This is a genomic window from Pseudomonas sp. LD120, assembly GCF_009861525.1.
Classification (GTDB): Bacteria; Pseudomonadota; Gammaproteobacteria; order Pseudomonadales; family Pseudomonadaceae; genus Aquipseudomonas.
In genome coordinates this window covers 21,226-45,977 of the sequence record NZ_WVHL01000005.1, presented here as the reverse complement: position 1 = coordinate 45,977, position 24,752 = coordinate 21,226, and the positions used below count along the sequence as shown (strand labels likewise).

General features: G+C 60.4%; 21 protein-coding genes, 2 tRNA genes, 1 rRNA gene and 1 pseudogene. 6 read left to right on the top strand and 19 right to left on the bottom strand.

Going from position 1 to position 24,752, the window contains the following annotated elements:
* Nucleotides 1-18: 18 nt before the first annotated feature.
* The 9 genes and pseudogenes from PLD_RS14450 to PLD_RS14410 all read right to left on the bottom strand — a co-directional run.
* Nucleotides 19-648 carry an ABC-type transport auxiliary lipoprotein family protein gene (locus PLD_RS14450; protein WP_159893794.1) on the bottom strand — a complete coding sequence of 210 codons (630 nt, stop codon included), beginning with the start codon at nt 646-648 and terminating at the stop codon, nt 19-21.
* Entirely contained in the window at nt 645-1,583 is a 939-nt protein-coding gene (locus PLD_RS14445; protein ID WP_159893792.1) for an MlaD family protein, read from the bottom strand. Before PLD_RS14445 ends, PLD_RS14450 begins: the two co-directional genes overlap by 4 nt.
* Before the next feature lies 1 nt (nt 1,584).
* Nucleotides 1,585-2,388: an ABC transporter ATP-binding protein gene (locus PLD_RS14440; protein ID WP_159893790.1), complete on the bottom strand. Its 804-nt coding sequence runs from the start codon at nt 2,386-2,388 to the stop codon at nt 1,585-1,587.
* Complete coding sequence (locus PLD_RS14435) at nt 2,385-3,533, bottom strand: ABC transporter permease (protein WP_159893788.1); 1,149 nt, start codon at nt 3,531-3,533, stop codon at nt 2,385-2,387. Before PLD_RS14435 ends, PLD_RS14440 begins: the two co-directional genes overlap by 4 nt.
* A 54-nt stretch (nt 3,534-3,587) precedes the next feature.
* Nucleotides 3,588-4,631: a DUF5924 family protein gene (locus PLD_RS14430; protein ID WP_159893786.1), complete on the bottom strand. Its 1,044-nt coding sequence runs from the start codon at nt 4,629-4,631 to the stop codon at nt 3,588-3,590.
* Nucleotides 4,632-4,790: 159 nt separating this feature from the next.
* The gene (locus PLD_RS14425) at nt 4,791-6,176 is read right to left on the bottom strand and encodes a pitrilysin family protein (RefSeq protein ID WP_159893784.1); all 1,386 of its coding nucleotides are present in this window, start codon (nt 6,174-6,176) and stop codon (nt 4,791-4,793) included.
* Between the two features lie 56 nt (nt 6,177-6,232).
* Complete coding sequence (locus PLD_RS14420) at nt 6,233-7,891, bottom strand: Na/Pi cotransporter family protein (protein ID WP_159893782.1); 1,659 nt, start codon at nt 7,889-7,891, stop codon at nt 6,233-6,235.
* A 214-nt stretch (nt 7,892-8,105) separates the two neighbouring features.
* Entirely contained in the window at nt 8,106-8,873 is a 768-nt protein-coding gene (locus PLD_RS14415) for a TerC family protein (protein ID WP_159893780.1), read from the bottom strand.
* A 66-nt stretch (nt 8,874-8,939) separates the two neighbouring features.
* Nucleotides 8,940-9,062, bottom strand: a pseudogene (locus PLD_RS14410) (hypothetical protein); the annotation flags it as partial.
* Between the two features lie 263 nt (nt 9,063-9,325).
* Between PLD_RS14410 and PLD_RS14405 the strand changes: the two are divergent.
* On the top strand, nt 9,326-9,721 hold the full coding sequence (locus PLD_RS14405) for a GFA family protein (protein ID WP_371929085.1): 396 nt from the start codon (nt 9,326-9,328) through the stop codon (nt 9,719-9,721).
* A gap of 21 nt (nt 9,722-9,742) precedes the next feature.
* On the opposite strand, the gene PLD_RS14400 is transcribed toward PLD_RS14405, so the two are convergent.
* The 10 genes from PLD_RS14400 to PLD_RS14355 form a co-directional block, all read right to left on the bottom strand.
* Complete coding sequence (locus PLD_RS14400) at nt 9,743-11,704, bottom strand: DUF4105 domain-containing protein (protein ID WP_159893774.1); 1,962 nt, start codon at nt 11,702-11,704, stop codon at nt 9,743-9,745.
* Entirely contained in the window at nt 11,701-12,021 is a 321-nt protein-coding gene (locus tag PLD_RS14395) for a DUF2388 domain-containing protein (RefSeq protein WP_159893772.1), read from the bottom strand. Before PLD_RS14395 ends, PLD_RS14400 begins: the two co-directional genes overlap by 4 nt.
* A gap of 27 nt (nt 12,022-12,048) precedes the next feature.
* Nucleotides 12,049-12,351 carry a DUF2388 domain-containing protein gene (locus PLD_RS14390; protein ID WP_371929027.1) on the bottom strand — a complete coding sequence of 101 codons (303 nt, stop codon included), beginning with the start codon at nt 12,349-12,351 and terminating at the stop codon, nt 12,049-12,051.
* A 107-nt stretch (nt 12,352-12,458) separates the two neighbouring features.
* Complete coding sequence (locus PLD_RS14385) at nt 12,459-12,776, bottom strand: DUF2388 domain-containing protein (RefSeq protein WP_159893768.1); 318 nt, start codon at nt 12,774-12,776, stop codon at nt 12,459-12,461.
* A 464-nt stretch (nt 12,777-13,240) separates the two neighbouring features.
* A complete protein-coding gene (locus tag PLD_RS14380; RefSeq protein ID WP_011331828.1) occupies nt 13,241-13,456 on the bottom strand; it encodes a DUF1127 domain-containing protein in 216 nt (71 codons plus the stop codon).
* Between the two features lie 318 nt (nt 13,457-13,774).
* Nucleotides 13,775-15,268, bottom strand: a complete 1,494-nt coding sequence (locus PLD_RS14375; RefSeq protein WP_159893766.1) for an acetyl-CoA hydrolase/transferase family protein — start codon at nt 15,266-15,268, stop codon at nt 13,775-13,777.
* 179 nt (nt 15,269-15,447) lie between these two features.
* Complete coding sequence (locus tag PLD_RS14370; protein WP_047306786.1) at nt 15,448-16,884, bottom strand: NAD(P)(+) transhydrogenase (Re/Si-specific) subunit beta; 1,437 nt, start codon at nt 16,882-16,884, stop codon at nt 15,448-15,450.
* Nucleotides 16,884-17,207, bottom strand: coding sequence for an NAD(P) transhydrogenase subunit alpha (locus PLD_RS14365; protein WP_005783507.1), 324 nt, complete (start codon nt 17,205-17,207; stop codon nt 16,884-16,886). The genes PLD_RS14370 and PLD_RS14365 overlap by 1 nt, the downstream gene beginning before the upstream one ends.
* Before the next feature lie 15 nt (nt 17,208-17,222).
* A complete protein-coding gene (locus PLD_RS14360; protein ID WP_159893764.1) occupies nt 17,223-18,344 on the bottom strand; it encodes a Re/Si-specific NAD(P)(+) transhydrogenase subunit alpha in 1,122 nt (373 codons plus the stop codon).
* 451 nt (nt 18,345-18,795) lie between these two features.
* Nucleotides 18,796-19,695 carry a LysR family transcriptional regulator gene (locus PLD_RS14355; RefSeq protein WP_159893762.1) on the bottom strand — a complete coding sequence of 300 codons (900 nt, stop codon included), beginning with the start codon at nt 19,693-19,695 and terminating at the stop codon, nt 18,796-18,798.
* A 157-nt stretch (nt 19,696-19,852) separates the two neighbouring features.
* Here PLD_RS14355 and PLD_RS14350 point away from each other — a divergent pair, with 157 nt between their 5' ends.
* From PLD_RS14350 to PLD_RS14325, 5 genes are all read left to right on the top strand, one after another.
* On the top strand, nt 19,853-21,034 hold the full coding sequence (locus tag PLD_RS14350; RefSeq protein ID WP_159893760.1) for an acyl-CoA dehydrogenase: 1,182 nt from the start codon (nt 19,853-19,855) through the stop codon (nt 21,032-21,034).
* A 13-nt stretch (nt 21,035-21,047) separates the two neighbouring features.
* On the top strand, nt 21,048-22,268 hold the full coding sequence (locus PLD_RS14345; RefSeq protein ID WP_159893758.1) for a CaiB/BaiF CoA-transferase family protein: 1,221 nt from the start codon (nt 21,048-21,050) through the stop codon (nt 22,266-22,268).
* Between the two features lie 645 nt (nt 22,269-22,913).
* Nucleotides 22,914-24,452, top strand: a 16S ribosomal RNA gene (locus PLD_RS14335).
* Between the two features lie 123 nt (nt 24,453-24,575).
* A tRNA-Ile gene (locus tag PLD_RS14330) sits at nt 24,576-24,652 on the top strand.
* Nucleotides 24,653-24,662: 10 nt separating this feature from the next.
* Nucleotides 24,663-24,738: transfer RNA gene (locus PLD_RS14325), tRNA-Ala, on the top strand.
* Nucleotides 24,739-24,752 lie beyond the last annotated feature (14 nt).

Sequence of the window (24,752 nt, the reverse complement as noted above, 5' to 3'; positions counted from 1 at the left end):
GCGGTCGGCGAATGGCCCTCAATGCTTCACGGCTAACTGGCCCTGCTCCACCGCCCACTCCACCACCTGCCGGGTCAGCGTGTCGCTGGCTTGGCCAAACCCTGCGATCACCGCCGGGACTTGGGTGTCGCTCAGGGGCTGGCGCACTTCGAAGCGCTGGCTGCTGAGGATCTTCTGGTCATAACCACGAATCAGTCGCGCATCCAGGCGAATCACCACTTGGGCGTTCTTGCCTTGGTACTCAGTCTGAAAGGCTTGCAGGTCGCCGCCCAGGGCCAGTTCGGTCTGCAAGTTGCTGTCGTCCGTGCTCAACAACCGCACCCGGCCGTCGCGCTGGAAACCATCCAACAGGCGATTACGCAGCAGGATCGGCGCCGGGTCGCTCCAGCGTGATGCCTTGTAGCTGCTGATCAGGTTGCCCCGGGGGATCACCGCGATCCGCGCGCTGTTGAGGGCATCGCCGGCCTGGGGCTTGAGTAACTGCAGCGACCAGGGCAGTGCCTGGCCAGGTGCTGTGGCCCTGCTCTGGTTGACCGGCAGGCGGTAGATATCCAGCGGTTCGCTTTTGGGCAGGATCGAGCAGGCACTGCTCAGGGCCAGGGCGGCGCTCAAGGCCACGGGGGCCAGCAGGCGATAGGCACGCGTCATGGCGTGAACTCCTTGTTCTTCTCGTTACCGAGCAGGTAACCGCCGGGGTTGGCTTCCAGGCGGCGAGTGATGGCCCGCAGCGAACTCAAGGTCTCGCGTAGCTCGCGTACCGCCGGCGCCAGGCCGTTGAGTCCTTGCATGCCGTTGTTCAGCGATTCTTGGTTGTCGCTCAGCAGTTTATTGAGGGTGGCGCTGCTGTGTTCCAGGGAGCGCATGGCTTGCTCGGCGCTGCCGAACATCTGCTTGCCCTGACTGTTGAGCAGGCCGTTGGCGTTGCGCATCAGGGCGGTGGTCTGTTCCAGCATGGTGCTGGTCTGCTTGCTGATGGAGCCCAGTTGCTGCATCAGCAGGCGCAGGTCGTGACGTTGCTCAGCGATGCTTGCCGAGGTTTTCTCCAGGTTGTCCAGGGTGCTGCTGACCCGGTCCACGTTGGCGCGGGAGAACATACGGTTGGCGTTGTGCAGCAGCAGGTTGACCCCGGTCATCAGGTCGTTGCTGTTGTTCAGCAGACGGGCGATGGGCGATGGTGAGGCGATGATGGTGGGCAAATGACCGTTTTTGCCCTTCAGGGGCGGGCTTTGCGGCGTACCGCCACTGAGTTGGATGATCGAGGTGCCGGTGATGCCGGTCAGGGCCAGTTTGGCTTGGGTGTCTTCCTTGATCGGGGTATCGCCGCCCAGGCGGATCTGCGCCAGTACCCGACGCGGGTCGTTTGGGTCCAGGCGCAGGTTGACCACGTCACCGACCTTGATCCCGCTGTATTGCACGGCGCTGCCCTTGGACAGGCCGCTGACCGCCTCATTGAACACAATCTGGTAGTCCTTGAAGGCGCTGTCGACACTGGATTTGGCCAGCCACAGGCCGAACAGCAAGGCGCCGGCCACCACGATCACGGTGAACAGACCGATCAGTACATGATGGGCTCGGGTTTCCATGTCATTCCTCGTTGGTCGGTTGAGCGGCCAGATACGCCGCGCGGCCGCGAGGGCCATGGAAGTATTGGTGAATCCACGCATCCGCGGTTTCGGAGACAACATCAATGGCGTCCGCCACCAACACCTTCTTCTGCGCCAGTACCGCCACTCGGTCGGTGATGGTGTAGAGCGTGTCCAGGTCATGGGTGATCAGGAACACGCTCAGGCCCAGGGCGTCGCGCAGGGTCAGGATCAGTTGATCGAAGGCCGCGGCGCCCACTGGGTCGAGGCCGGCGGTGGGTTCGTCGAGAAACAGGATGTCCGGGTCCAGCGCCAGGGCACGGGCCAGGGCCGCGCGTTTGACCATGCCGCCAGACAGCGACGCCGGGTATTTGTCGGCCGCCGACAGGGGCAAGCCGGCCAGGGCCAGTTTCACTGCCGCCAAGTGCTCGGCATCGGCACGGGACAGCCCGGCATGCTCGATCAGCGGCAAAGCGACGTTCTCGGTCACCGTCAGCGAGGTGAACAGCGCGCCTTTCTGGAACAGCACGCCAAAGCGCCGCTCAATCCGTGAACGGTGCTGCTCCGGCAGGCTGGGCAGGTCCTGGCCAAACACCCGCACCGAGCCTTCGCTGGGCTGGCGCAGGCCGACGATGCTACGCAGCAACACCGACTTGCCGCTGCCGGAGCCACCGACCACGCCAAGGATCTCGCCCTTGTACACGTCCAGATCGAGGTGCTCATGCACGCTCTGCTTACCGAAGCGATTGCACAGGCCCCGGACCTCGATCACCGCCTCGGCGGGCGGGCGCGTTGGGCGGCTCACCAGCCCATCTCCATGAAGAACAGCGCGGCCACGGCGTCGATGACGATCACCACGAAAATCGACTGCACTACGCTGGAGGTGGTGTGAGCACCGACCGACTCGGCACTGCCGCTGACCTTGAAGCCCTCCAGGCAGCCGATGGCGGCGATCAGGAAGGCGAAGATCGGCGCTTTCACCAGGCCCAGCAAGAAGTGCTTAACGCCAATGTCCGAGTGCAGCAGCGACAGGAACATCGCCGGCGAGATATCCAGGGACAGGGCGCAGACCACGGCGCCGCCGATGATTCCCGAGAGCATCGCCAGGAAGGTCAGCATCGGCAGCGCCACCAGCAACGCCAGGACCCGGGGCAGTACCAGCAACTCCACCGGGTCCAGGCCCAGGGTACGGATCGCATCGATCTCTTCGTTGGCCTTCATTGAGCCGATCTGTGCGGTGAAGGCACTAGCGGTACGCCCGGCCATGAGAATTGCGGTGAGCAACACGCCGAACTCCCGCAGAAAGGAAAATGCCACCAGGTCCACGGTAAAGATGCTGGCACCGAAATTGGCCAGCACCGTGGCCCCGAGAAAGGCCACCACCGCCCCCACCAGGAAGGTCAGCAGGGCGACGATGGGCGCCGCGTCGAGGCCGGTTTGTTCGATATGCGCGACCACCGGGGTGATACGCCAGTGTTTGGGGCGCAACAGGCCACGGGCCAGGGTCTCGAGGATCAGGCCGATGAAGCCCAGCACCTTCAGGGTGTCTTGCCAGACGTTGTAGACCGCGCTGCCGATGCGCGAAAGCAATTGCACACTGACCGAAACCTGCGGTTCCTTGACCGGCACGCAAAAATCCTTGAGCGAGCTGTAGACCGTATGCAGTAGTGCACGGTCGGCGTCGGACAGGGTGCAATCGGGGTGCTCGGCGCACTGGCTCAGGCGTTCGGCGCCCAGCAGTTCCAGCAGCAGCGAAGCACCGGCGGTGTCCAGGGCACCCAGGTCGTTGAGGTTGATGTGGGTACTGTTGTCATAGCGGCCGCTCAAGGATTGGCGCAGGCGCTTGAGGTCGCTGTAGTGCGCCAGCGTCCAGTCGCCGCCGATGCGCAATTGCGCCGGAGAATGGGCAAGGTCCAGTTCAGCGGTGCCGGGCGTCACGCGACTAGTCATAAGCTCCGAGCTTGTATGGCGATTGCGCAGTGCTACGTAATAGCACGATCCCAGCTACTTTGCCTGGCCGCTCCTGGCCGTGTCTTGACTTGAGTCGGTGATCTCGAAGCGCAGCACGCCGATCACTTGCCCGTCTTCGGTAATCACCCGGACTTGCCATTTCCCCAGCGGGTCAGCGGGGAAGTTCTGCTTGTGGGACCAGGCGCGGTAGCCCTCCTTGCGCCCGCCGTGGATGTCCAGGGCGATGCGGTCCAGTTCGCGGCCGTTGAACTGCCAGACGTGATAGATGCGCTCGTCCAGGCCACGCGGTGCGTTGATGGCGGTGAAGGCATACAAACCGTTGCTGCGTACCTGGCTGACGCTGACCTGTTTCAGGCTGTCCCCCGGCGTACGGTCCTGGAGTTGGGTGCTGATGGCGTCCTCGGTCAGCCATAGCGTGGCCGGTGGCACCCAGGAGCGCAGCAGCCAGCCGGTGCTGCCAATGGCCAGGGTGATGCTCAACACGGTCAAGGCGCCGCGTAGGCTGCGGATCGGCAGGATCGAGGCCAGGCTGGGGAAGGACAGGAGCATGGCGGTGGCCAGGGCCAGTTTGTAGCTTTGTGCGGTCGTCAGGTGGAGGATCAGCGGCAGCGCGGTGAGCAACGCTGCGAACAGGGTCAGGGTGTGCAGCGCAAGGAACAGCCAGCGCCGCGGGGCCAGCCATTTGTAGTACAGCGGGTCGATGATGGAAATCAGGGCCGAGGCGCCCAGCAGCCCGGTGAACACCAGTTGTCCACTGTTCCAGCTGGTGGTGATGAAGAAGAACGGCAGGACGAAGAACAGGCTTTCCTGATGGATCATCTGCGTCGCATAGCGCAGCAGCGGCTGGGGGATCTCGCGCTTGAAGACCTGGATGAACAACTGGGTCAGGCTGTTTTCCAGCATCAGCCAGACCCAGCTCACCAGCAGAATGACGGCAATCCACGAGGCCAGGCTTTGTTGGCGGTCCACCAGAATGAAGCTGGCCACCCCAGAGATAAAGCCGCCGAGCGCAATGACCCCGGGATAGCGCTTCATCAGTTCGAGAATGCGCTCAATGGCGAGGGTCAGGTTAGGCATGGGGCGGGGTCACAGTCATGGCGGGAAACAACCTCGACAGGATACCGTCGGCGGCGATCCGTGGCGAGGAGGCTGACGTTGTGATCCGCCGGATGCCGTGCGACAGCGTGCTGTGGCTGCAGCACGCATCGCTGGGAACAAGCGGCCTAGCCATGCCAGTTAAGGCTTGCGCCGATGACGCAGCAGGTAACCGCCAAGGCTGCCCAAGACGATCAGGGCCAGCAAGCCGCCGCCCAGTTGGAGCAATTGCTCGTCGCCCAGCAGCGGTTTTTCGATGCGCAGGTACCCCGGCTGTTGCAGCAGTTGGCGTAAAGCCAGGTTGGCTTGCCTCAGGCTCACGGCCTGCAGGCGTTTGGCGGGATCGCTGAAACGGCCATTGTCGAAATCCCCCAGAACGCTCCAGTAGTAGTCCGCCAGGGCGCTGTTGCCTTGCACTGCCCAGGCCTGGCGATCGATGGCGACCTGTTTCAGGCGCGCAAAGGTGGCCGGGTCGAGGCCGTGCTCCAGCAGGTCCGCCTTGAGCTGTTCGACCACTTGCCGGACCTGGGGCAAGTCATCTCGCGCAAGATCGGCATTGAGGCTGAGAAAACCGACGCTCCCGAAAACCTCACGGTCGCTCCAGGGGCCGTAGGACAACTCACGCTCCAGGCGCAACTGACGGTACAGCGCCCAGTCCAGATAGTCCTTGAGCAGATCGAAGGTGGCGTCATGCTGCTGGTCCAGGACGGGCTCGGGAAACAGCCAATGCAGTTGCGCGCTTTGTCCGACCCAGCCATTGATCAGTGTGCGTTCGACCGCCGCGGTGCCCTGGATCTGCGGCAACTCGCGGTGCTCGCGGGGCTCCACCGGTTCGAGGGCGCCGTAGGTGCGTTCCAGGTAGGCCGGTAGCAGGCGGTCCAGATCGCCCACCACGATCAGGGTCATGTTGTTGGGCGCGTACCAGTCTTTGCGTACCTGCTCCAGTTGGGTCAGGGCCAGGTGCCCAACTTCGGCGCGCTCGGCGCATTTGAGCCCCAGCTCTACCGCCAGTTGACTGCTGGCCTTGTGGCCCAGGTCTTGGCGGTCGAGCCAGCGTTGCAGGTGCGAGTAATGGCCGCCGTCTTCACGTTCCACCACTTGCTTGGCGGCGGCTACGGCGCGGTCGTCGAGACGGGTGTGGGTCAGTAGCGCCAGCAGCAGGTCGAGGACTTTACGCTGGTTTCTTGCCGGGGCCTCGATGACGAACGTGGTGTCGGCATTGCTGGTGTAGGCGTTCCACTCGCCGCCCAGGGCTTGCATGCGCTGCTCCAGGCCACCTTCGCCGCTGGCGTCGATGCCGCTGAACAGCAGATGCTCAAGCAGGTGCGGCAGCTCTTTATCGGCACAGGCGAAGTCGTCGAAGCCGACGCCCACCACAAGGCGGATCGCCACATGGCCACGTTCGCTGCCGGGCTTGAGCAGTAACTGCAGGCCGTTGGGCAGGGCGTAGCCTTCGACCTGAAAACGATCCAGGGCCCATCCTTGTGCACTGCCCAGCAGCAGGCAGGCGAATAACAGACAACGCATAACAAGCTTCCTTACGGCGTGCGTACGTTGTACAGACTTCATGGCACGGTGGACGTTCAGGGTGAATGAGTGATGTCAGTCATGTCCTCGATGACCAGGGCACCGCTGTCGGTAGTTTCCAGGACCACATAGGCGCTGCTGCAGAACAGCGAGTTGAGGCGTTTCATGTCGGCGATCAGCTCCAGGTGCAGCGAGCTGGTTTCGATGCTCTGGACGATCTTGCGTTGCAGCCGGCTAACGTGGGCATGAGCCAGGCGGCGCTCCTGGGCGCGGAAGCGGCGTTTCTCCCGCAGTAACTGGCGCGCGCTTTCCGGGTCGGCACTGAGGAACACCGAGAGTCCGAGGCGCAGGTTGGCGACCAGTTGCGCGTGCAGTCCGCTCAGCTCTTCCAGGCCGACCTCGGAGAAGGAGCGGCGTTGGGATGTCTTCTGCTGTTGGACCTTGCGCAGCATGCGTTCGATCAAGTCGCTGGCCAGCTTGAGGTTGATCGCCAGTTCGATGATCTCGGCCCAGCGCCGACTGTCGCGCTCGCCGAGGTCTTCGCGGGGCATTTGTGCCAGGTACAGCTTGATGGCGCTGTACAGCGCTTCGACGTCGTCGCTCAGGGCGCGCATTTCCTGGGTGATGGCGGTCTGTTTGCCGCGCAGCACATCGCGCATGGCCTCCAGCATGTTATCGATCAGGTCACCGATGCGCAGGGTTTCCCGGGCAGCGTTGGCCAGGGCCAGGCTCGGGGTGGTCAGGGCGGTGGGGTCGAGGTGCCTTGGCCGGGCACGGCCGCTGTCTTGCGAGCGCTCTGGCAGCAACCAGGCACAGAGCCGGGCCATGGGGCCGACGGTGGGCAGCAGCAACAGGCAGCGGGCGATGTTGTACAGCAGGTGGAAGCCGATCACCACTTCCTGGGGGCTGAAGTCCAGGCTGTCCATCCAGTGAGCCAGCGGGTCTAGCACCGGAATGATCAGCAGCAGGCCGACCAGCTTGTACAACAGGCTGCCCAGTGCCACTTGGCGTCCGGCGGCGTTCTGCATGCTGGTGCTGAGGAAGGCCAGCACCCCGCTGCCGATGTTGGCGCCGATCACCAGGCCGATGGCCACCGGCAGGCTGATCACCCCGGCCCCGGCCAGGGTGGCGGTCAGCAGCACTGCGGCCAGGCTGGAGTAGGACACCATGGCGAATACCGCGCCCATCAGTGCATCTAGGAGGATGTCGCCGGTGAGCGAGGCAAACACGACTTTCACCCCTTGGGCCTGGGTGATTGGCGCGGCGGCTTCGACGATCAGTTGCAGGGCCAGGATGATCAGGCCCAGGCCGATGCCGACCCGGCCCAATTGGCCGGCGCGGGTCTGTTTGCGCGACAGGAAGAAGATCACCCCGAGGAAGATCAGCAGCGGAGACAACCAGGACAGGTCGAAGGTCAGTACCCGGGCCATCAACGCGGTCCCGACATCGGCGCCGAGCATGGTCGCCAGCGCCGGCGTCAATGCCATCAGGCCCTGACCGACAAACGAAGTCACCAGCATCGCCGTGGCATTGCTGCTCTGGACCATGGCCGTCACCAGGATCCCGGCGGCGAACGCCAGCGGCCGTTTGGCCATGTTCTGGCCGATCACATGCCGCAGGTTGGTGCCATAGACCCGTAAAATACCGGTACGGACGATGTGTGTGCCCCAGATCAGCAAGGCCACGGCGGAAAGCAGATTGAGCAGGGTCAGCATGGGAGGGCCCCCTGGGGTGAAGTGCCCCAAGCGGGGCCAATGGACGGTGTTGCGCGAGTTCTACGTTCTGCAGTTAAGCTGTAGCTGGCCTACGCGCCGACCGCCAGCATTGCACGGCTGGCCCAGGTATTGAAACTCAACGGTCATGAAGTCAGCCGGCTGCACAGGTGGAAAAGGGGCTCGAAAGCCCCTTTCTGTTCAAGGGCACTCTGGGTTATTGACCGGGAATGTCTTTGCGCAGTTTCACCGGATCTTGCTGCTTTTTTTTCTTGGCGATTGCGCTGCGCATCTTGATGTTGATGGTCTCCACTGCCAGGGAGAAGGCCATGGCGAAGTACACGTAGCCTTTGGGCACATGCACATCGAAGGCTTCGGCGATCAGCACCGTGCCCACCACCAGCAGGAACGACAGCGCGAGCATCTTCAGCGAGGGGTGCTTGTCGATGAAGTCGCCGATGGTCCCGGCTGCCAGCATCATCACCAGAACGGCGACGATGATCGCCGCCACCATCACCGGCACATGGGACACCATGCCGACAGCGGTGATCACCGAGTCCAGTGAGAAGACGATGTCGATGATTGCAATCTGGATGACGGTGTAGAGGAAGTTACCGCCCTTGCCTTTGGGGTGTTCGTTGGTTTCGTCCTCGCCCTCTAGGGCGTGGAACATCTCTTGGGAGCTTTTCCACAGCAGGAACAAGCCGCCGAAAAACAGGATCAGGTCACGTCCGGAAATGCCCTGCTCCAGCACGGTGAACAGATCGTCGGTGAGGCGCATGACCCAGGCGATCGACAGCAGCAGCATGATCCGCGTGACCATGGCCAGGGCCAGGCCGAAGATCCGGGTGCGTGCCTGCATGTGCTTGGGCATGCGGCTGACCAGGATCGAAATCATGATGATGTTGTCGATCCCCAGGACGATCTCCAGGGCGGTCAAGGTGAAGAAGGCAATCCAGATTTCCGGGTTGGTCAGCCATTCCATGTGTCATCCTTTTAGCGAGTGTTACAGCTGGGACCGTATCGTTGGCCCTGGCGCAGAATCGTCGCGTTACAGGGGGCTGAACAGCGGAAAAATCCCCATGAGCAGCGCCGTGAACATTATGCATAAGCAGACCGGCACCGCCCACTTGAGGGTGACGCGCTGGTGATCGCCGAAGTCGATACCGGCCATGATCCGCAGGTTGATGCCAATCCGGCTGTACCGCCGCAACATAGCGGCTCCGCAGATGATGTAGGGGGGGCGGTCACCGTTCTTGGGCACCTTCAGGGCCTGAATGGCGGTGCCGACTGGGACGTTCAGCGGGTTGCCTTTGACCCGCTTGAGGGGTTTGCGCAGCCAGCTTTCGCCGCAGAAAGGAACGATTGCAGGGGGGCAGCCGATGAGCGGCCTAGAGTGGCGGATATCACGATAAAGGAGGGACGCACATGAGCCAGATGCACCATGAGGGAGGTTGTCACTGCGGCCGACTGCGCTATCGGTTCAGCGGGCCGCTGCGCGATATCGCCCATTGTCACTGCTCGATCTGTCGGCGAGTCAGCGGTGGCCTGGTGACCACTTGGATCACCAGGCCCGCCTCGGCTTTCCATTGGACCAAGGGAACCCCGGCCCGTTACGACTCTTCCAGCCACTGTGCGCGTTACTTCTGCGGCAACTGCGGCGCCCACTTGGCGCTGGTTACCGACCTGAGCCCGGACAGCGTCGATGTCACTATTGCCAGCCTGGATCATCCGGAACGGGCTCCGGCCGATCGGCATATCTGGACCGACAGCCGCCTACCCTGGCTGCACCTGGATGAACACTTGCCCCAAGAGCCGCAGGAATCACTGTAGAGCGCGGCGACTGCGCAGGGCTCAGGGCAGCTCCAGCCCACCCGCGGACTTGTGCAAAGCCCGCAGATGCTCGCCCACCTGCTTCAGGTTGGCTTCATTGGCGGCGATCTCGGCGGCCCGGGCCGGTTCCAGCAGGGCGCGCACTTCCTTGTCCAGGTCAAGGGTCAAGGATTGCAGCTGCTTCTGGCGCTGGCTGCTTTCGAACTCCAGGCGCTGCCACTCGGCAGCTTGGGGCAAGCCATAGCCGCTGCTGCCCAGCAGTTCCGCCGGTCGGCTGAGGAAGCCGCTGTTGGCGAGAATTTCCTGCAAGGTCTTGTTGGCCTTTTCCATGCCGCCATTTTTCAGCTCCCGGGCGCCCAGGTAGCGCTGCTTGACCTCGTCCTGGGCCAGCAGCAGTTGCCGGCGATAGCTGGCTTGTTCCAGCAACAGCAAGGCGGCGCTGGTGCGCAGGTCGGCCCGGGCGAACCATTGGCGGCGCTGCTCGGCGCTCAGCGACAACCAGTCTTCGACGCTGGCCTGCTTGATCGGCAAGTGCTTTTTGATCACCTCGAACATCGCCTGGTAGCGGTCGCGGAAGGAATCGAAGCGATAACCCAGGCGCAGCGCCTCGCGGGGATCGTCGAGCACGCTGGTGTCCGCCAGTCCCCTGCCCTTGAGCACTTCCAGCAAACCGTTGGGCATGATGCTGTCCAGGCCGATCAGTTGCTTGTTGTTACTGCCGCTGCGCAGCAGCTTGAGGCTTTCCACCGCGCAGTTGTTGGACAGGAAGTAGTAGTTGCCGTCGTAGCTCCAGTGCATTTCGGCGGCGTGTTCCACGGTTTCTTCGATTTCCCGCCGCGACAGGTTCAAGGGCACCGATGCCAGGCTGCGCAGTTCGGTCTTGGTGTATTCGTCGATCACTTGGGCCAGTGGCAGGACAAACAGTCGTGAGGGGTACTTGCCCACCAAGCCGTCCCAGCTGGACAGTTGCACGTCACCGACAAAGGCGCGATAGGACAGCACCAGATGTTGATCCAGGTCCAGCCGGCAGTCCGGTCCACGGGGCCGGCCCGGGGCACAGATCACCAGACGCAGCATGCTGTGGCCCCAGCGGCTAACCCAGTTCTGGTTAGCCTCGGCCAGCAGGTAGTCCACGGCGTAGACCCGCTCCGGGTCGACCTGCCCCAACGGCGTCTTGGCGAAGTCGTTGCCGGCATTGAGGAAGGCGAAGGATTTGGCGCAGGTGTCCTTGGCGGCGGGCGCCCAGCCAAAATGTGCCTGGTAGTAGCGGTACAGTGCCGGCCGCCGACAGGCGTAGCTTGGATCGAGGAGAAAGTACTCCATGTTCACCGCCACGAATTCCCTCGGGTTGGTGATCTCGTAGAGGTCCGGGCTGCGGGCGACTTGCCGGTTGTGCTGTTCGCGTTGCCCTCGGCGCCCCACATATTGAGGCCAGCCGGCCAGGTCCAGCAGGCGCGGGTCGTCGCTCAAGGTAAAGCGCCGATCATTCTGGCCACGGCATTCATCGGGCAAGCCGATCAGCCCGGAGGTGTTGTTCTGGCGGGTGCAGCGTTGGATAAGGCTGCGTTCGGCGGTCGGCCATAAGCGTGCGCGGTCATACAGATGGGTCAGCTCATGGAGCACCGTGGCGAGCATTTCCCGGCGCACGGTGCCGTGGGGCCGTTGGGTCTGCTGGGCGGCTGCCGAGCCGTCGGTCAGGCTCGGCAGCAGCGCGATATTGAGGTCCAGCTCCGCTACTAGGGCGGCCTCGCCATAGGCGTTGTCGGGCATCTGGTCGGTCCAGCCGACGTCAATGGTGCGGTCCAGTTGCTGGATCAAGCGTGGCGGCAGCGCCTGCATCGCTTCATCCAGCAATGCCTGGCTGGCGTGTTGTTGCGCCAGACTCAAACCTTCGGTCTTGAGACGCAATTGCAGGTCGGCCTGGGCGTTGCCGCAGAGCAGCGCCAGGGTTCCGGCCAGCAGCCAGGCGAACGCGGGTTTCACAGGGCGAGGATGGCTTCGGCCAGCACTTGATCGCTGGCATCGCGGGCTTCCGGTAGGTGGGTACGCAAGGTATCGAATGCGGCTTCCAGTTGCGCGCCACGGATATCACCGTTGCTGGCGACGAAACTGGCGGCGTCGTCGTGGGCTTCGCGCACGACTTTGGCGTCGCGGATCGAGGTGGTGGTGTCTGAGGAAAAATCGACTGTGCGGCCGGAGGCTCGGACGATGATGTTACTGGTGGCGACCAGGGTTTGTGCCTGGGCCACATCGGCCAACAACAACAAGCCAAGGGTGGCGGCAATCAGCGGGCTGCGCATGGAACGACTCCGGAATAACAAGAATGGCTATTGGACGAGAATTGCCTGCGCCAGTTCAAGGTCGCTGGCATGAAGTTTTGTCTGGTGCTGGCGCAGGTATTTCAGTGCGGATTCCAGGCGAGCGCCACGCAGTTGGCCGTCGGTGGCAACGAAGGCGGCGGCGTCATCGTGGGCCGCGAGCAGCAGTTTATGGTCGAAGGGCGCGGAGGTCACCTGGCTTGTGGCGTAAGCGGCGATCACCGAACTCTGGGTGGTCAGGTCGAATGCCTGTGCCGAGCCGGCCCAACAGATGGCGATCAATAGGGGAGTGGAAAGCGAAATTCTGAACAAACCCGTAAGTCTCGATAGCTGAAAAATCAGCGCCAAGGCTAGCGCAATGCCCCGAACAGGACCAGCGCAGAGGGCTTCAGGTGCGCGCGCACCCGAAGCAGGCCGTCTCAGATCGCCAGGATCGCCTGGGCCAACTGCGCGTCCGTGGCGTTCAGTTGTGGAGCCTGTTGGCGAATGTGGTCGAAGGCGCTTTCCAGCTTCACCCCACGAATGGCGCCGTTTGTAGCAACGAAGCTGGCAGCGTCATCCCGGGCGGCACGCACGATTTTGCTGTCACGCAGCGAGGATGTGGCGTCGGAGCTGGCATCGGTTGTGGCTTTGAGTGCACCGACAATGGCGTCGGTGGTCACGATCAAGCTGGTGGCGTGGGCATTGGCGGCCAGGACCAGCAATGCGGCGGCGCTGAACAGGCGAACACGAGACATGGGTAACTCCTGTGAATGAACAGACAATTAAAAGGCGCTGAGTGAGACGCTGGGCAGCCACTGCGAAGAGCTGTGCCTGATTAATCTGACGCAATTCGAAGGATAATCGCCACTTCGAGTCAGATATTAGGATGGATGATGTCATTCGCCCAGATCCCTCACGGGGCTTGGCGCCCGCCGGAGGAGCCCGATTTGTCGGCTCGTTGACAGTGGCTGGTGCCAGCGCGGCCTTAAGGTGCCGGGCCTCGCCGTGGCCAGACAGAGGCGTCTGGTTTAACTGTACTGCTATATTTTGAATTTGTTGGAACTGTACTTGTTGGCGTTTGAAAAGACGCGACTTGGACGTTGAAGGTTTTTCCCTCGCCATAACGACAAGACCCGTCGCGGTTTCCCGCGACGGGTCTTGTGTGTGCAATTCGGGGTGCTGGCGGTGGACCCTGCGGGTCAGAGCCAGCGACGCTGAGTTAGCGCCAGAACGGCTTGCTCAGCTCTTCGTAGCGTTGTGCTTCGCTGATCCCGGCATCGGCCAGCAGACGCGAATCCAGGCGAGCCAGTTGATGGCGGCTGGAGATGCGGCGCTGCCACAGCATCAGGTTGGCAATAACGCGCAGAGGCAGGGAAGCCTGGGTTTTTACAGCTTTGTCTTCGAAGAACAGTTCGGAACTGAGTGTACGTTCCATGATTGACATCCTTCCGCTTGTGGCGGGATCAGGTAGTGGTTTAACTGATGCCAATGATCCTCTTCTCGCGCAAGTCTCTCTAGATACAGTTCACCTGTATTGTGAGGGACCAGTTAACTGTTTATAGGGGCTGTACTGTACGGAAATAGGGTAACTGTACCTGTTGGCACTATTTTGGTGCGTTTAGGTGGTTTTTGATGGGGGTGGCGTGAGTTTTAGCGCGAAAGATACCGGTACAGTAGTACAGTTTTTTCGTTCTGCGCTGGGCGGCCGGCAAGCTGACGAAACTGTGTTTGCGTCAGCTGCCAACGGTGTCAATCAATCAGCGAGCATTTTCCCGGTTTCTTCCAGGTTGATGTGCCAGCTCAGCGCGTCACGCAGGATGTGTGGCGTATGACCGCCCAGGGCGCAGGCTTTGGTGAAGTAGTCATTCAGTGCTGCGCGGTAGGACGGATGCACACAATTGTCGATGATCACCCGGGCTCGCTCTCGCGGCGCCAGGCCACGCAAGTCTGCCAGGCCGATCTCGGTGACCAGGATGTCGACGTCATGCTCGGTGTGGTCCACGTGGCTGACCATGGGCACCACGCTGGAAATCGCCCCGCCCTTGGCAATCGACTTGGTGACGAAGATCGCCAGGTGCGCGTTGCGGGCGAAGTCGCCGGAGCCGCCGATGCCATTCATCATCCGCGTACCGCAAACGTGGGTGGAGTTGACGTTGCCGTAGATGTCGAACTCCAGCGCGGTGTTGATGCCGATGATGCCCAGGCGACGCACCACTTCCGGGTGGTTGGAGATCTCTTGGGGGCGCAGCACCAGCTTGTCCTTGTAGCGCTCCAGGTTGCCGAACACGTCGGCATTGCGCCGGCTCGACAGGGTGATGGAGCTGCCCGAAGCGAAGCTCAGCTTGCCGGCGTCGATCAGGTCGAAGGTCGAGTCCTGCAGTACTTCGGAGTACATGGTCAGGTTCTCGAACGGCGACTCGATCAGGCCGCACATCACCGCGTTGGCAATGTTGCCAATACCGGCCTGCAGTGGGCCGAGCTTGTTGCTCATGCGTCCGGCATCCACTTCTTGCTTGAGGAAGTCGATCAGGTGATTGGCGATGCCTTGGGTCTCGCTGTCTGGCGTCGACACGGTGGACGGCGAGTCAGGCTGGTTGGTAATGACGATGGCGACGATCTTTTCCGCCGGGATCGGAATGGCCGTGCTGCCGATACGATCGTCGACTTTCACCAGGGGAATAGGTGTACGGGTCGGCCGATAGGTCGGGATGTAGATGTCGTGCAGGCCTTCCAGGTTTGGATTGTGCGCCAGGTTGATCTCGACGATCACCTTTTTGGCGAAGATCGCGAAGCTGGCGGAATTGCCCACCGAGGTGGTCGGCACGATGTGCCCCTGCTCAGTAATGGCGACGGCTTCGATGACCGCGATGTCCGGCAGCTTGAGCTGCTGGTTGCGCAGTTGCTCGACGGTTTCCGACAGGTGTTGGTCGATGAACATCACTTCGCCGGCGTTGATCGCCTTGCGCAGGGTGCTGTCCACCTGGAACGGCATGCGCCGGGCCAGGACGCCGGCCTCGGTGAGTTGCTTGTCCAGGTCGTTGCCCAGGCTGGCGCCGGTCATCAGGCTGATTTTCATCGGCGTCACCTTGGCCCGTTCGGCCAGGGCATGGGGCACGGCCTTGGCTTCACCGGCGCGGGTGAAGCCGCTCATGCCGACGGTCATGCCGTCCTCAATCAGAGCGGCAGCGTCGGCGGCGCTCATCACCTTATCCAACAACGAAGGCAAGCGGATACGATCACGGTACATGGATTGTTATCTCGGGCAACGGAAGCAAGAAGCGCAGTCTAGTGATTTAAAAAAAAAACACCGCGCGACAAAGGTCGAATGAAAGGCCCTGATCTAGAGCCTTCTGTCGGCTTAATGAAATAAATAAAAAACCCCAGCCTACTAAAGGCTGAGGTTTTGGGTATTGCGCTACAGCAGCTTTACTCGACGGCTTTGACCATGTCTTCGATGACCTTCTTCGCGTCGCCGAAAACCATCATGGTCTTGTCCAGGTAAAACAGTTCGTTGTCCAGACCGGCATAGCCGCTGGCCATGGAGCGCTTGTTGACGATGACGGTCTTGGCCTTGAAGGCTTCGAGGATCGGCATGCCGGCGATGGGCGACTTCGGATCGTTCTTCGCCGCCGGGTTGACCACGTCGTTGGCGCCCAGTACCAGCACCACGTCGGCCTGGCCGAACTCGGAGTTGATGTCTTCCATCTCGAACACTTGGTCGTAAGGCACTTCGGCCTCGGCCAGGAGTACGTTCATGTGGCCGGGCATGCGCCCCGCGACCGGGTGGATCGCGTACTTCACGGTCACGCCGCGATGTACCAGCTTCTCGGTCAGCTCCTTCAGCGCGTGCTGGGCCCGGGCCACGGCCAGGCCGTAACCGGGAACGATGATCACGGTGTCGGCGTTGGTCAGCAGGAAAGTCGCATCGTCCGCCGAGCCGGATTTCACCGGACGGGCTTCCTGTGCCCCGGCCGGGCCGCCTGCGTCGGCACTGTTGCCGAAACCGCCGAGCAGCACGTTGAAGAACGAACGGTTCATCGCCTTGCACATGATGTACGAGAGGATCGCGCCGCTGGAACCCACCAGGGAGCCGGCGATGATCAGCATCGAGTTGTTCAGCGAGAAACCGATCCCTGCAGCAGCCCAGCCCGAGTAGCTGTTGAGCATCGACACCACCACCGGCATGTCGGCGCCGCCGATCGGGATGATGATCAGCACGCCCATGACGAAGGCCAGCGCCAGCATCAGGGCAAAGGCGCCGAGGTTGCCGGTGGCCATGAAGGTCACGCCCAGGCCCAGGGTGGCCAGGCCCAGTACCAGGTTGAGTTTGTGCTGGCCGGCGAACTGTACCGGTGCGCCCTGGAACAGGCGGAACTTGTACTTGCCTGACAGCTTGCCGAAGGCGATCACCGAACCGGAGAAGGTAATGGCACCGATGGCGGCGCCGAGGAACAGCTCCAGGCGGTTACCGGCGGGGATCGCGTCGCCCAGGTGTTTGACGATGCCCAGGGACTGCGGTTCGACCACCGCGGCAATGGCAATGAACACCGCTGCCAGGCCGATCATGCTGTGCATGAAGGCCACCAGTTCCGGCATCTTGGTCATCTCGACGCGCTTGGCCATGATCGAACCGGCGGTGCCGCCGATCAGCAGGCCGACGATGACGTAGCCGATGCCGGCGGTGGCCAGTTCTGCGCCGAGCTTATAGATGAGGCCAATGGTGGTCAGTACCGCCAGGGCCATGCCCAGCATGCCGAACAGGTTGCCGCGTCGGGACGTGGTCGGGTGCGAAAGCCCCTTGAGCGCCTGGATAAAGCACACCGAGGCGATCAGATAGAGGGTTGTTACCAGGTTCATGCTCATTATTTCTGCACCTCTTCTTTCACGGCTTTGGGCGCTTTCTTCTTAAACATTTCCAGCATGCGGCGGGTCACCAGGAAGCCACCGAATACGTTGACCGCAGCCAGGGCTACGGCCAGGGTACCCATGGTCTTGCCCAGCGGGGTCACGGTCAGGGCGGCAGCCAGCATGGCCCCGACGATGACGATGGCGGAAATGGCGTTGGTCACCGCCATCAGTGGCGTGTGCAGTGCGGGTGTGACGTTCCAGACCACGTGGTAACCGACATAGATCGCCAGCACGAAGATGATCAGGTTGTAGATACCGGGGGAGATAAGCTCTTCCATCGTCTGAATCCCTGCTTAGGCGTTTTTGCGGATGACTTGGCCGTCGCGGCACATCAGGCACGCGGCGACGATGTCGTCTTCGAGGTTGACTTCGAACTGCCCTTCTTTGGTGAAGACAAGCTTCAGGAAGTCCAGCAGGTTGCGGGCGTATAGCGCCGAGGCGTCGGCGGCCACCGCGCCGGCCAGGTTGGTCGGGCCGACGATGGTCACGCCGTTTTCCACCACCACCTGGTCCGCCACGGTCAGCGGGCAGTTGCCACCCTGAGCGGCTGCCAGGTCGATGACCACCGAGCCGGGCTTCATCTGGGCCACGGTTTCGGCGCTGAGCAATGTCGGCGCCTTGCGGCCCGGAATCAGCGCCGTGGTAATGACGATGTCGGCTTGCTTGGCGCGCTCATGGACTGCCAGCGCCTGGCGTTGCATCCAGCTGGCCGGCATGGGGCGAGCGTAGCCGCCAACGCCGACCGCGCATTCGCGCTCTTCGTCAGTCTCATAAGGCACGTCGACGAACTTGGCACCCAGGGATTCGATCTGTTCCTTCACTGCCGGGCGTACGTCCGAGGCTTCGATCACCGCGCCCAGGCGCTTGGCCGTGGCAATGGCCTGCAGCCCGGCCACTCCGGCGCCGAGGATCAGCACGCGGGCAGCCTTCACTGTGCCGGCGGCGGTCATGAGCATCGGCATGAAGCGCGGGTAATAGTGGGCGGCCAGCAGCACAGCCTTGTAACCGGCGATGTTGGCTTGGGACGACAGCACGTCCAGGCTTTGGGCCCGGGAGGTGCGTGGCGCCGCTTCCAGGGCGAAAGCGGTGATCCCGTGTCCGGCCAGCTTGGCGATGGTTTCATTGCTGAACGGATTGAGCATGCCCACCAGTACGGTGCCGCGTTTGATCAACGCTAGCTCGCTGTCGCTGGGCGCCACTACCTTGAGAATCAGCTCGGCGCCAAAGGCATCGTTGGCGCTGCCAATGGTGGCTCCTGCCGCTTCATAGGCACTGTCGACCACGCTGGCGCTAATGCCGGCGCCGCTTTGCACAGTGACTTTATGACCCTGGCCGATCAGCTTTTTGATGGTTTCCGGGGTTGCAGCAACCCGTGTTTCACCCGTCTGGGTTTCGAGAGGAACACCAATGTGCACGTCAAATCTCCTGCTTGATCTTATTGCTTTCGATCTTTCTTAGAAGGCCAGCGCACTGCGTAGGGTGCGACTGGGGCGGCCGATCAGCACGACCCCACTGAAATCACAGCGGGGCGCGGCATTTTGCAGGCGAACTTTGAGGCCTTCAAGGGATTCTGACTAGTGACGGAAAATTAACTACAAGTCACCCCGTGACCGAATGTCGCAAGGGGCGGGGTTAAACCCTTGTAAGCCTTTAATTTCAAGGCTTTCATCGTTTGGATAAGATTTTTCTCATTAGCTGTGCGAATAGTCTTACATTACTGTCAAATAAACCCTACAAGCCGCGTGGTTAGGCGCTTTTAGGACTATTGTCCGAGGTATCGGTACAGTTTGTCTAAAAGCGACAAATACTTATATCTGTAGGGCTTGTGATTTTCCGACTACAGGGTCAGCTAGTCGCTGAAAGCCTTTACCCTTCAAGGTTGTAGCTGTGTGCCTGATTCACTAGCCAATCGCGAAATGCTCGTAAAGAGGCGGATTCCACCTTGCGCTCGGGAATCATCAGGTAATACGCCTTGATGCTGGTCAGAGCCTGCGGGTTGGCAATGACCAGGCGTTTTTCCGCCAGTTCGCGCTGGATCAGGAAGGATGGAATCAGCGCGATACCCATGTCGTGCATGGCTGCCTGGGCGAGCATGGAGAATAGCTCGTAGCGCGGGCCTGTCATGTCGCGGGGGACGTTCAACTGCTGTGAGTTGAACCATTGGCGCCAGGCATAGGGTCGAGTGGTCTGTTGCAGCAGGGGCAGCTCGGCAATGGCTTCGGCGCTCAGCTGCTGCCGATCAGCCAGCAGGGCCGGGCTGCACACCGGTACCGGGTGCTCGCCCATCAGGCGATGGGATTGTGTGCCTGACCAGTCGGCATCGCCAAAGTAGATGGCGGCATCAAAAAGCGTGTCGGCGAACAGGAAGGGGCGCGTACGGTTGGTCAGATTAACCGTGACTTCCGGGTGTTGCTGCTGGAAGTCCTTCAGGCGTGGCAACAGCCACTGCGTGCCGAATGTCGGAACCACCGCCAGTTCGATCACGTTGGTGCCCTGCTGGCCCATTACGGAAAGCGTGTCACGCTCCACTGCATCTAACTGGGTAGCGATTCGGCGGCTGTAGGAAAGTCCGGCTTCGGTGAGTTTGACTCCCCGTCGCGAGCGTCGGAACAGTTCTACGCCGAGGAACTCTTCCAGGCTGGCGATCTGTCGGCAGACGGCACCCTGAGTGAGCGAAAGTTCCTGTGCTGCCTTGGTGAAGCTCTCATGTCGTGCGGCGGCTTCGAAGCTGATGAGAGCAGCGGTGCTGGGAATCTTTCTGCGCATGTACGGCTATCTCACTAATAGAGCCTGTAGAAGGCACTTGGGTCGTTACGGAGTGAGAAATTAGCACAACAGTATGCAAAATCCTCGTTTGCCCGCAGGCTTCTGGTAGGCCTAGGATCAGCTCACGATAGTTGACCTACTTCACGAGGATTCACTCATGGGCGGTAAAGCAAGCTTCAACTGGATCGATCCCCTTCTGCTGGACCAGCAACTTACTGAAGAGGAGCGCATGGTCCGCGACAGCGCTGAGCAGTTCGCTCAGGACAAGCTGACGCCACGGGTATTGGAAGCTTTCCGTCATGAGAAGACCGATCCGGCCATCTTCCGTGAAATGGGTGACGTCGGCCTCTTGGGCGCGACCATTCCTGAGCAGTACGGCGGCAGCGGTTTGAACTATGTCTGCTATGGCCTGATCGCCCGTGAAGTGGAGCGTGTGGATTCGGGGTACCGCTCAATGATGAGCGTGCAGTCGTCTCTGGTGATGGTGCCGATCAACGAGTTCGGGACCGAGGCACAAAAACAGAAATACCTGCCGAAGCTGGCATCTGGCGAGTGGATCGGTTGCTTTGGTCTGACTGAGCCAAACCACGGATCTGACCCGGGTGCGATGATTACTCGCGCTCGTAAAGTGGATGGCGGCTACAGCCTGACCGGCACCAAGATGTGGATCACCAACAGTCCGATCGCTGATGTGTTTGTGGTCTGGGCCAAAGACGACGCTGGCGATATTCGTGGTTTCGTTTTGGAGAAAGGCTGGAAAGGTCTGAGCGCTCCCGCCATTCACGGCAAGGTGGGGCTGCGGGCATCGATTACCGGTGAGATCGTCATGGACAACGTGTTCGTCCCGGAAGAGAACATCTTCCCGGACGTGCGTGGTCTGAAAGGTCCCTTCACTTGCCTGAACTCGGCTCGTTACGGCATCTCCTGGGGCGCGCTGGGTGCGGCGGAGTTCTGTTGGCATACCGCGCGCCAATACACGCTGGACCGTCAGCAGTTCGGTCGCCCTCTGGCGGCGACTCAATTGATCCAGAAGAAGCTGGCAGACATGCAGACCGAGATCACCCTCGCCCTTCAGGGCTGTCTGCGTCTGGGGCGAATGAAGGATGAAGGCACTGCGGCAGTGGAAATCACTTCGATCATGAAGCGCAACTCCTGCGGCAAGTCCCTAGACATCGCGCGGATGGCCCGTGACATGTTGGGGGGCAATGGCATCTCTGACGAATTCGGTATCGCTCGGCATTTGGTGAACCTGGAAGTGGTCAACACTTACGAAGGCACTCATGACGTACATGCACTGATTCTCGGGCGTGCGCAAACTGGCATCCAGGCGTTCTATTAATAGGAGAGCGGCCATGGGCGCGTTATCGCATTTACGGGTACTGGATTTATCGCGGGTACTGGCCGGGCCATGGTCCGGCCAGATCCTGGCGGACCTGGGGGCTGAAGTCATCAAGGTCGAGCGTCCGGGCAATGGTGATGATACGCGTGCCTGGGGGCCGCCCTTCCTCAAAGACGCCTATGGCGAGAACACCACGGAAGCGGCTTATTACTTGTCCGCCAACCGTAACAAGCAGTCGGTGACTATCGACTTTACTCGCACTGAGGGGCAGCGGCTGGTGCGTGATCTGGCGGCGAAGTCGGACATCGTTATCGAAAACTTCAAAGTCGGCGGTTTGGCAGCTTACGGGTTGGACTATGAGTCGCTCAAAGCGGTTAACCCGAGTTTGATCTATTGCTCGATCACGGGGTTTGGTCAGACAGGGCCTTATGCCAAGCGTGCGGGTTATGACTTCATGATCCAGGGATTGGGTGGCCTGATGAGCCTGACGGGGCGTCCTGAGGGGGATGAAGGGGCTGGGCCGGTGAAGGTCGGTGTGGCGTTGACTGACATCCTCACCGGGCTTTATTCGACGGTGGCGATTTTGGCGGCCTTGGCTCACCGCGACCAAGGCGGCGGTGGGCAGCATATTGATATGGCGTTGCTGGATGTGCAGGTCGCGTGCCTGGCGAATCAGGCCATGAACTACCTGACTACGGGGGTTGCCCCTAAACGCCTGGGTAATGCTCATCCTAATATTGTTCCTTACCAAGATTTTCCGACGGCGGATGGCGACTTCATCCTTACCGTAGGCAATGACGGACAGTTTCGTAAGTTCGCTGAGGTCGCGGGTCAGCCGCAGTGGGCGGACGACCCGAGGTTTGCGACCAACAAGCTGCGGGTGGCCAATCGGGCGGTGTTGATTCCGCTGATTCGTCAGGCGACGGTGTTTAAAACTACGGCTGAATGGGTGAGTCAGTTAGAGCGGGCTGGTGTGCCTTGCGGGCCGATCAATGACCTGGCTCAGGTGTTTGCCGATCCGCAGGTCGTGTCCCGTGGTTTGGCTGTCGAATTGCCTCATGCTTTGGCTGGAGCGGTGCCTCAGGTCGCTAGTCCGATTCGTCTCTCCGAGACGCCCGTGGAGTACCGCAATGCGCCTCCTTTATTGGGTGAGCATACGGCGCAGGTTCTGCAGCGGGTTCTGGGGATGCCGCTCGACGCGGTAGATGTCCTGAAGCGCTCGGGAGTGCTTTAGGCTCCTCTTCTATATAGAAGGATGTCTTGCGCTTCTATATATAGCGATGGCCAAGCACCCCTTGGGGGGGGGGGGTCGGGTTTATTCATAGAAAATGCAAATTAAGTGTTGACGGCAGATTCTACAGGTCTATAATTCGCCCCACTTCCGGCGCAGTCGAAACGGAAAACTCCTTGAGATTCAACGAGTTGCGCAGTTTTCGACAGCGGTTACGCTTCAGATCATCGAAGCCAGAAGCAGTTAGTAAGGCAGTGTGTTTTCGCCTTGTTAACGATTCGATCCTCTCGGTCGAAAGCGGTTAAAAAGAGGTGTTGACAGCAGCGTGTAACGCTGTAGAATTCGCCTCCCGCTGACGAGAGATCGGAAGCGCAAGTGGTTGAAGTTAAAAAGGAAACTTTGAAAACTTCTTAAAAAAATCACTTGACAGCAAATGAGGCTGCTGTAGAATGCGCGCCTCGGTTGAGACGAAAGATCTTAACCAACCGCTCTTTAACAACTGAATCAAGCAATTCGTGTGGGTGCTTGTGGAGTCAGACTGATAGTCAAAAAGATTATCAGCATCACAAGTTACTCCGCGAGAAATCAAAGATGTAACCAACGATTGCTGAGCCAAGTTTAGGGTTTTCTCAAAACCCAAAGATGTTTGAACTGAAGAGTTTGATCATGGCTCAGATTGAACGCTGGCGGCAGGCCTAACACATGCAAGTCGAGCGGCAGCACGGGTACTTGTACCTGGTGGCGAGCGGCGGACGGGTGAGTAATGCCTAGGAATCTGCCTGGTAGTGGGGGATAACGTCCGGAAACGGGCGCTAATACCGCATACGTCCTACGGGAGAAAGTGGGGGATCTTCGGACCTCACGCTATCAGATGAGCCTAGGTCGGATTAGCTAGTTGGTGAGGTAATGGCTCACCAAGGCGACGATCCGTAACTGGTCTGAGAGGATGATCAGTCACACTGGAACTGAGACACGGTCCAGACTCCTACGGGAGGCAGCAGTGGGGAATATTGGACAATGGGCGAAAGCCTGATCCAGCCATGCCGCGTGTGTGAAGAAGGTCTTCGGATTGTAAAGCACTTTAAGTTGGGAGGAAGGGCAGTTACCTAATACGTAATTGTTTTGACGTTACCGACAGAATAAGCACCGGCTAACTCTGTGCCAGCAGCCGCGGTAATACAGAGGGTGCAAGCGTTAATCGGAATTACTGGGCGTAAAGCGCGCGTAGGTGGTTTGTTAAGTTGGATGTGAAAGCCCCGGGCTCAACCTGGGAACTGCATCCAAAACTGGCAAGCTAGAGTATGGTAGAGGGTGGTGGAATTTCCTGTGTAGCGGTGAAATGCGTAGATATAGGAAGGAACACCAGTGGCGAAGGCGACCACCTGGACTGATACTGACACTGAGGTGCGAAAGCGTGGGGAGCAAACAGGATTAGATACCCTGGTAGTCCACGCCGTAAACGATGTCAACTAGCCGTTGGGAGCCTTGAGCTCTTAGTGGCGCAGCTAACGCATTAAGTTGACCGCCTGGGGAGTACGGCCGCAAGGTTAAAACTCAAATGAATTGACGGGGGCCCGCACAAGCGGTGGAGCATGTGGTTTAATTCGAAGCAACGCGAAGAACCTTACCAGGCCTTGACATCCAATGAACTTTCTAGAGATAGATTGGTGCCTTCGGGAACATTGAGACAGGTGCTGCATGGCTGTCGTCAGCTCGTGTCGTGAGATGTTGGGTTAAGTCCCGTAACGAGCGCAACCCTTGTCCTTAGTTACCAGCACGTTATGGTGGGCACTCTAAGGAGACTGCCGGTGACAAACCGGAGGAAGGTGGGGATGACGTCAAGTCATCATGGCCCTTACGGCCTGGGCTACACACGTGCTACAATGGTCGGTACAGAGGGTTGCCAAGCCGCGAGGTGGAGCTAATCCCATAAAACCGATCGTAGTCCGGATCGCAGTCTGCAACTCGACTGCGTGAAGTCGGAATCGCTAGTAATCGCGAATCAGAATGTCGCGGTGAATACGTTCCCGGGCCTTGTACACACCGCCCGTCACACCATGGGAGTGGGTTGCACCAGAAGTAGCTAGTCTAACCTTCGGGAGGACGGTTACCACGGTGTGATTCATGACTGGGGTGAAGTCGTAACAAGGTAGCCGTAGGGGAACCTGCGGCTGGATCACCTCCTTAATCGACGACATCAGCTGCTTCATAAGCTCCCACACGAATTGCTTGATTCATTGAAGAAGACGATAGAAGCAGCTTTAAGCTCCAAGCTGATAGCTCCAAGCTAACAGTTACAAGCTCGAAATTGGGTCTGTAGCTCAGTTGGTTAGAGCGCACCCCTGATAAGGGTGAGGTCGGCAGTTCGAATCTGCCCAGACCCACCAATTTTGTTATGGGGCCATAGCTCAGCTGGGAGAGCGCCTGCCTTGCACGCAGGAGGTCAGCGGTTCGATCCCGCTTGGCTCCACCATAAACTGCTTCTGA

Excerpts from the sequence above, each read along its gene's own strand:
- PLD_RS14450 (WP_159893794.1), bottom strand. The coding sequence starts at position 648 with ATGACGCGTGCCTATCGCCTGCTGGCCCCCGTGGCCTTGAGCGCCGCC.
- PLD_RS14445 (WP_159893792.1), bottom strand. The coding sequence starts at position 1,583 with ATGGAAACCCGAGCCCATCATGTACTGATCGGTCTGTTCACCGTGATC.
- PLD_RS14435 (WP_159893788.1), bottom strand. The coding sequence starts at position 3,533 with ATGACTAGTCGCGTGACGCCCGGCACCGCTGAACTGGACCTTGCCCAT.
- PLD_RS14430 (WP_159893786.1), bottom strand. The coding sequence starts at position 4,631 with ATGCCTAACCTGACCCTCGCCATTGAGCGCATTCTCGAACTGATGAAG.
- PLD_RS14425 (WP_159893784.1), bottom strand. The coding sequence starts at position 6,176 with ATGCGTTGTCTGTTATTCGCCTGCCTGCTGCTGGGCAGTGCACAAGGA.
- PLD_RS14420 (WP_159893782.1), bottom strand. The coding sequence starts at position 7,891 with ATGCTGACCCTGCTCAATCTGCTTTCCGCCGTGGCCTTGCTGATCTGG.
- PLD_RS14415 (WP_159893780.1), bottom strand. The coding sequence starts at position 8,873 with ATGGAATGGCTGACCAACCCGGAAATCTGGATTGCCTTCTTCACCTTG.
- PLD_RS14405 (WP_371929085.1), top strand. The coding sequence starts at position 9,326 with ATGCACCATGAGGGAGGTTGTCACTGCGGCCGACTGCGCTATCGGTTC.
- PLD_RS14395 (WP_159893772.1), bottom strand. The coding sequence starts at position 12,021 with ATGCGCAGCCCGCTGATTGCCGCCACCCTTGGCTTGTTGTTGTTGGCC.
- PLD_RS14385 (WP_159893768.1), bottom strand. The coding sequence starts at position 12,776 with ATGTCTCGTGTTCGCCTGTTCAGCGCCGCCGCATTGCTGGTCCTGGCC.
- PLD_RS14380 (WP_011331828.1), bottom strand. The coding sequence starts at position 13,456 with ATGGAACGTACACTCAGTTCCGAACTGTTCTTCGAAGACAAAGCTGTA.
- PLD_RS14375 (WP_159893766.1), bottom strand. The coding sequence starts at position 15,268 with ATGTACCGTGATCGTATCCGCTTGCCTTCGTTGTTGGATAAGGTGATG.
- PLD_RS14370 (WP_047306786.1), bottom strand. The coding sequence starts at position 16,884 with ATGAGCATGAACCTGGTAACAACCCTCTATCTGATCGCCTCGGTGTGC.
- PLD_RS14365 (WP_005783507.1), bottom strand. The coding sequence starts at position 17,207 with ATGGAAGAGCTTATCTCCCCCGGTATCTACAACCTGATCATCTTCGTG.
- PLD_RS14355 (WP_159893762.1), bottom strand. The coding sequence starts at position 19,695 with ATGCGCAGAAAGATTCCCAGCACCGCTGCTCTCATCAGCTTCGAAGCC.
- PLD_RS14350 (WP_159893760.1), top strand. The coding sequence starts at position 19,853 with ATGGGCGGTAAAGCAAGCTTCAACTGGATCGATCCCCTTCTGCTGGAC.
- PLD_RS14345 (WP_159893758.1), top strand. The coding sequence starts at position 21,048 with ATGGGCGCGTTATCGCATTTACGGGTACTGGATTTATCGCGGGTACTG.